At 67.8% G+C, this 5,853-nt stretch carries 3 protein-coding genes and 1 riboswitch; all 3 genes read right to left on the reverse strand.

Features of this window, described 5'->3' with window-relative positions:
- On the reverse strand, positions 1 to 637 hold a 637-nt coding region (locus F6S12_RS29175), incomplete at its 3' end, for an ATP-binding protein (protein WP_315869647.1).
- 127 nt (positions 638 to 764) lie between these two features.
- Positions 765 to 4,538, reverse strand: coding sequence for a cobaltochelatase subunit CobN (cobN, locus tag F6S12_RS29180; protein ID WP_315869648.1), 3,774 nt, complete (start codon positions 4,536 to 4,538; stop codon positions 765 to 767).
- A 3-nt stretch (positions 4,539 to 4,541) separates the two neighbouring features.
- A complete protein-coding gene (gene cobW / locus F6S12_RS29185; RefSeq protein ID WP_011061931.1) occupies positions 4,542 to 5,612 on the reverse strand; it encodes a cobalamin biosynthesis protein CobW in 1,071 nt (356 codons plus the stop codon).
- Positions 5,613 to 5,709: 97 nt separating this feature from the next.
- Positions 5,710 to 5,853, reverse strand: a riboswitch (cobalamin riboswitch). This riboswitch is flagged as partial in the annotation.

Consider the following 5,853-nt stretch of genomic DNA (forward strand, 5'->3'; position numbering starts at 1 on the left):
CCTGTTGGCAGCGCTCGCGCAATGCCGCCTGGGGTTCGGCCCACTGGGCGCAGAAGCCCTGGGGATCGCTGTCGAAATCCAGGCGGCGGCGAATGATCTGCCCGCGCTCCTGGGGCGCGGGCTGGCCGCTGAGGGCGACGTTGAGGCCAAAACGGTCCAGCAGTTGCGGACGCAGTTCGCCCTCCTCCGGGTTCATGGTGCCGATCAGCACGAACTTCGCCGAATGGCGGTGGGAAATACCGTCGCGCTCGATCAGGTTGGTGCCGCTGGCGGCCACGTCCAGCAACAGGTCCACCAAGTGGTCAGGCAGCAGGTTGACTTCATCGACGTAGAGCACGCCGCCGTCGGCCTTGGCCAGTACCCCCGGAGAAAATTGCGCCCGGCCCTGGCCCAGGGCGACGTCCAGGTCCAGGGTGCCCACCAGACGCTCTTCGGTGGCGCCCAGGGGCAAGGTGACGAACTGCCCGCTGGCCAACAGGTCCGCCAGGCCCCGGGCCAGGGTCGACTTGGCCATGCCCCGTGGGCCTTCGATCAGCACGCCGCCGATCTTCGGGTCGATGGCGGTCAGGCACAGGGCCAGTTTCAGTGCTTCGGCGCCGACCACGGCGGACAGCGGGAAATGTGGGGTGTCGCTCATGTCAGGGTCTCGCTTGGGTCGGGGGGTGTCCGCAGGACGCTTTCGCGAGCAAGCTCGCTCCTACAACGGCAATGCCAGCCCTGTAGGAGCGAGCTTGCTGGCGATCGAGTGCGCAGCACTCGCCGCCTCAGGAATCTTCTTCTATATCCAGCAGCAGGTGTTCCAGGGCTTCACGATAATCGCCAGGCTCTTGCCACAGGCCACGCTGCTGAGCTTCCAGCAGGCGCTCGGTCATGTCGCGCAGGGCGTGGGGATTATGCTGACGGACGAACTCGCGGGTCGAGCCATCGAGCAGATAGGCATCGGCCAGCAAGGCGTACTGGTGATCGTCGATCAGTTCGGTGGTGGCGTCGAAGGCGAACAGGTTGTCCAGGGTCGCGGCCATTTCGAAGGCGCCCTTGTAGCCATGGCGCTTGACCCCTTCGATCCACTTCGGGTTGGCCGCCCGGGAACGGATGACCCGGTTCAGTTCTTCCTTGAGGGTACGGATCTTCGGCAGGTCCGGCTGGCTGTGGTCGCCGTGGTAGCTGGCGGCCTGGTTGCCGCTGAGGCTTTCCACCGCCGCCAGCATGCCGCCCTGGAACTGGTAGTAGTCGTTGGAGTCCAGCAGGTCGTGCTCGCGGTTGTCCTGGTTCTGCAGCACCGCCTGCACCCGGCTCAGACGGGTGGCGAACTGCTCGCGGGCGGCAGTGCCTTCGTCGCTGCCACCATAGGCGTAGCCACCCCAGTTCAGGTAGACCTCGGCCAGGTCCTCGCGGCTCTGCCACAGGCGGCCGTCGATGGCGCCCTGGACCCCGGCGCCATAGGCCCCCGGCTTGGCGCCGAAGATCCGCCAGCCGGCCTGGCGCGAGGCGGCGTCGGCATCCAGCCCCGACGCCTCCAGGGCCGCGCGCTCGGCACGCACCCTGGCCGCCAGCGGGTTCAAGTCCTCGGGTTCATCGAGAGCCGCTACCGCCTGCACCGCCGCATCGAACAGGCGGATCAGGTTGGCGAAGGCATCGCGGAAGAACCCGGACACCCGCAGGGTTACGTCGACCCGCGGCCGGTCCAGCAGGCTCAGGGGCAGGATCTCGAAGTCATCGACCCGCTGGCTGCCGGTGGCCCACACCGGGCGTACCCCCATCAGGGCCATGGCCTGGGCGATGTCATCACCGCCGGTGCGCATGGTGGCGGTGCCCCAGACCGACAGGCCCAATTGCAGCAGGTGGTCGCCGTGATCCTGCAAGTGGCGTTCGAGAATCAGGTTGGCCGACTGGAAACCGATGCGCCAGGCGGTGGTGGTGGGCAGGTTGCGCACATCCACCGAGTAGAAGTTGCGCCCGGTGGGCAGCACGTCCAGGCGCCCGCGGCTTGGCGCGCCACTGGGGCCGGCAGGCACGAAACGCCCGTTCAGGGCGTCCAGCAGGCCGCGCATTTCCGCCGGGCCACAGGCGTCCAGACGCGGTGCGACCTCCTCGCGCAGGCCGTCGATGATGCTCTGCACCGGCTCCCAGCCGGGTTCGTCCAGCTGTGGGACGGGCCCTTGCAGCGCCGCTTCGATCAACCCGGCGGCGTAGAGCTCCAGGCGCTCGCGAACGTCACCGGCGGTGCGCCACAGCGCCTCGCTCAACTGTTGCAGCACGGGCGGGCGGCGCCCGGTCCAGGGCTCGGACAGGGCACAGTCCAGGGGGTCGAAACCCAGGCCGAAAGCCTTGGCCAGGGCCCGCAGCAGGCTGGCATGGGCGCCTTTGCCGTCGCCCCGGGGAATGCGTAGCAGGGCCAACAGGGTGTCGATGCGCAAGCGCCCCTCGGGGGACTCGCCGAACAGGTGCAGGCCATCGCGGATCTGCGATTCCTTGAGGTCGCACAGGTAGGTGTCCAGGCGCGGCAGCCAGAGCGCGGCGTCGGCGTCGTTGTCGAGCTGTTCGCCCAGTTGCAGCTCGCGGTCGATATGGGTCTCGCGCACCAGCTTGAGAATGTCCCGCTGCAGCTCCCGGGCCCGGCGCGGGTCCAGCAACTGGGCTTCGTAGTATTCGTCCGCCAGCAGTTCCAGGTTGCGCAGCGGGCCATAGGTCTCGGCGCGGGTCAGGGGCGGCATCAGGTGATCGATGATCACCGCCTGGGTGCGGCGCTTGGCCTGGGCGCCCTCCCCCGGGTCGTTGACGATAAAGGGATAGATGTTCGGCAACGGCCCCAGCAGCGCATCCGGCCAGCATTGCTCGGAAAGGCCCACGCCCTTGCCCGGCAGCCATTCCAGGTTGCCGTGCTTGCCGACATGGATCAGCGCGTGGGCGCCGTAGGCCTGGCGCAGCCAGAAGTAGAACGCCAGGTAGCCATGGGGCGGCACCAGGTCCGGGTCGTGGTAGACCGCGCTGGGGTCCACCTGGTAACCCCGGGCCGGCTGGATACCGACGAAGGTCAGGCCAAAGCGCAGGCCGGCGATCATCATCCGCCCGTTGCGGCACATCGGGTCCTGCTGCGGCGTGCCCCAGCGCGCCAGCACCGCTTGGCGGTTGGCTTCGGGCAGGGCCTGGAACAGCGTCAGGTAGTCGGCCATGGCCAGGCTTTGCTGGCAGGGGCGCTGGTCGAGGCTGTCCAGGTCGTTGCTCACCCCACCCAGCAACTGCTGGATCAACTCGGTGCCGCTGGCCGGCAGTTCGGCCGGCAGCGGATAGCCTTCGGCGTGCAGTGCCTTGAGGATGTTCAGCGCCGCCGCCGGGGTGTCCAGGCCCACGCCGTTGCCGATGCGCCCGTCCCGGGTCGGGTAGTTGGCCAGTACCAGGGCCACGCGTTTGTGGCCGTTGTCCAGGCGCCCCAGTTCGACCCAGCGCCGGGCCAGTTCGGCGACGAAATCCATGCGTTCGGGCTGGCCGCGATAGCAGACCACGTCCGACTGGCTGCGCTCGCTGCGCCAGGCCAGGTCCTTGAAGCTGATGGGCCGGCTGATGATGCGCCCGTCCAGTTCCGGCAAGGCGATGTGCATGGCCAGGTCCCGCGGCCCCAGGCCCTGCTCGCTGTCACGCCAGCCCGGTTCGTTGTCCTGGGCGCAGATCGCCTGGATCACCGGGATATTGCGGCGGAACGGCCGCAGGTGCGGGGCTTCGGGGCTGGACTGGGCAAAGCCGGTGGTATTGAGGATCACCCCGGCCGCGGTTTCATCCAGCCAGTCTTCCACCTGGCTCAGGCAGCCCGGTTCCTTGAGGCTGGCCACCGCTATCGGCAAGGGGTTGAGGCCCGCCGCCAGCAAGCGCTGGCAGAACAGGTCGATAAAGCTGGTGTTGGCCGCCTGCAGGTGGGAGCGGTAGAACAGCAGCGCCGCCACGGCTTGCCCCGGCTGCCAGTCGGCCTGCCAGTCACTGAGGGCAGCCTGGCTTTTGTGCGGGTGGTAGATCGCCGTGCGTGGCAGGGCCTGCGGTTCGCTCCAGGGGTAGTCGCGCCCCAACAGGCCGCTGGCCAGGCAGCGGTAGAAATTCAGCGCGTTGTCACGCCCGCCCTGGCGCAGGAACTGCCACAGGCGGTCGCGCTCGCCGGCAGCCACCGTGCTCAAGTCGCTGAGTTCCGGGTCCGGGCGGTCGTCCCCCGGCACCAGGATCAGCTGCACCCCGCGCTGGGACAGCTCCACCAGCCGTTCGACGCCGTAGCGCCAGTAGGCGATGCCACCGTGCAGGGAAATCAGGATGACCTTGGCGTGGCGCAGCACCTGGTCCACATACAGGTCCACCGAGGCGTGGTTCTGCACCTGCATCGGATTGGCCAGGCGAAAGCTGGGGTAGTCCTCGGGCAATTGCTCGGCGGCGTCCGCCAGCAGCGCCAGGCTGGAATCGCCGCTGCACAGGATCACCAGCTCGGCGGGGGTTTGTCCCAGGTCGGCAATGTTGTCATCCGACACGAAACCGCCGGGCTGGGTCCTGAGCAGGTGCATGGCTTAGACGCTGAGTGCGGCGCGCAGTTGCGCTTCGAGCTGGGCGGCGTCCAGTTCCTGGCCGATCAGCACCAGACGCGTGGTACGGGCCTCGTCGGCGCCCCACTTGCGGTCGAAGTGCTTGTCGAAGCGCGTGCCCACGCCCTGGATCAGCAGGCGCATCGGCTTGTTGGGGATGGCGGCGAAACCCTTGACCCGCAGGATGCCGTGCTTGACCACCAGTTGGGTCAGGGCGTCCAGCAGCAGGCTTTCGTCGGCCTGGGGCAGCTCGATGGAGATGGAATCGAAGGCGTCGTGATCGTGGTCGTCGTGATCGTCATCGCCGTCATGGTGATGGTCGTGGTGGCTGTGGCGGCCGTCGATGTGTTCCTCGGAACCGGCACCCAGGCCCAGCAGCACGTCCAGGGGCAGGCGACCGCTGCTGGCTTCGATGACCTTGACCGCCGGCGGCAGCTCCTCGGCCACTTCCAGGCGCACCTTGGCCAGGTCTTCGGGGCTGATCAGGTCGGTCTTGTTGAGGATCACCAGGTCGGCGCTGGACAGCTGGTCGGCGAACAGCTCATGCAGCGGCGATTCGTGGTCCAGGTTGGGGTCGAGCTTGCGCTGGGCGTCCACTTGATCGGGGAAGGCGGCGAAGGTGCCGGCGGCCACGGCCGGGCTGTCGACCACGGTGATCACCGCATCGACGGTGCAGGCACTGCGGATTTCCGGCCACTGGAAGGCCTGGACCAGAGGCTTGGGCAGCGCCAGGCCGGAGGTCTCGATGAGGATGTGGTCCAGGTCGCCACGGCGCGCCACCAGTTCGCGCATCACCGGGAAGAACTCCTCCTGCACGGTGCAGCACAGGCAACCGTTGGCCAGCTCGTAGACTCGGCCGCTGGCCTCTTCCTCGGTGCAGCCGATGGCGCATTGCTTGAGGATTTCGCCGTCGATGCCCAGCTCGCCGAATTCGTTGACGATCACCGCAATGCGCCGGCCCTGGGCATTGTCCAGCATGTGCCGCAACAGGGTGGTTTTGCCCGAGCCGAGGAAGCCGGTGACGATGGTGACGGGAAGTTTGGCCAGTGTTTTCATCGGATGCCCTTTGGCAAAAGGAGGCGGGCAAACGGGACGAGAACCGCAACGCCGGGCGCGCGGAGATTTCGCCACCGGATCACCCCGCCCGGTTGTAGTGAGAATCTTGGATCGAGGCAGGTCTCCTGGCTGAGGGCTTGCCAGTCGTCGGACCGGCGATTGCTGCGCCTTCCCACCGGCGTCGTCGACGCCCATGCAGTGGCCTTGCAGCATTCGAACCCTTCACAGTTGCGGGGGCAGC

The sequence above is a fragment of the Pseudomonas sp. JV245A genome (assembly GCF_032424515.1).
GTDB lineage: Bacteria > Pseudomonadota > Gammaproteobacteria > Pseudomonadales > Pseudomonadaceae > Aquipseudomonas > Aquipseudomonas protegens.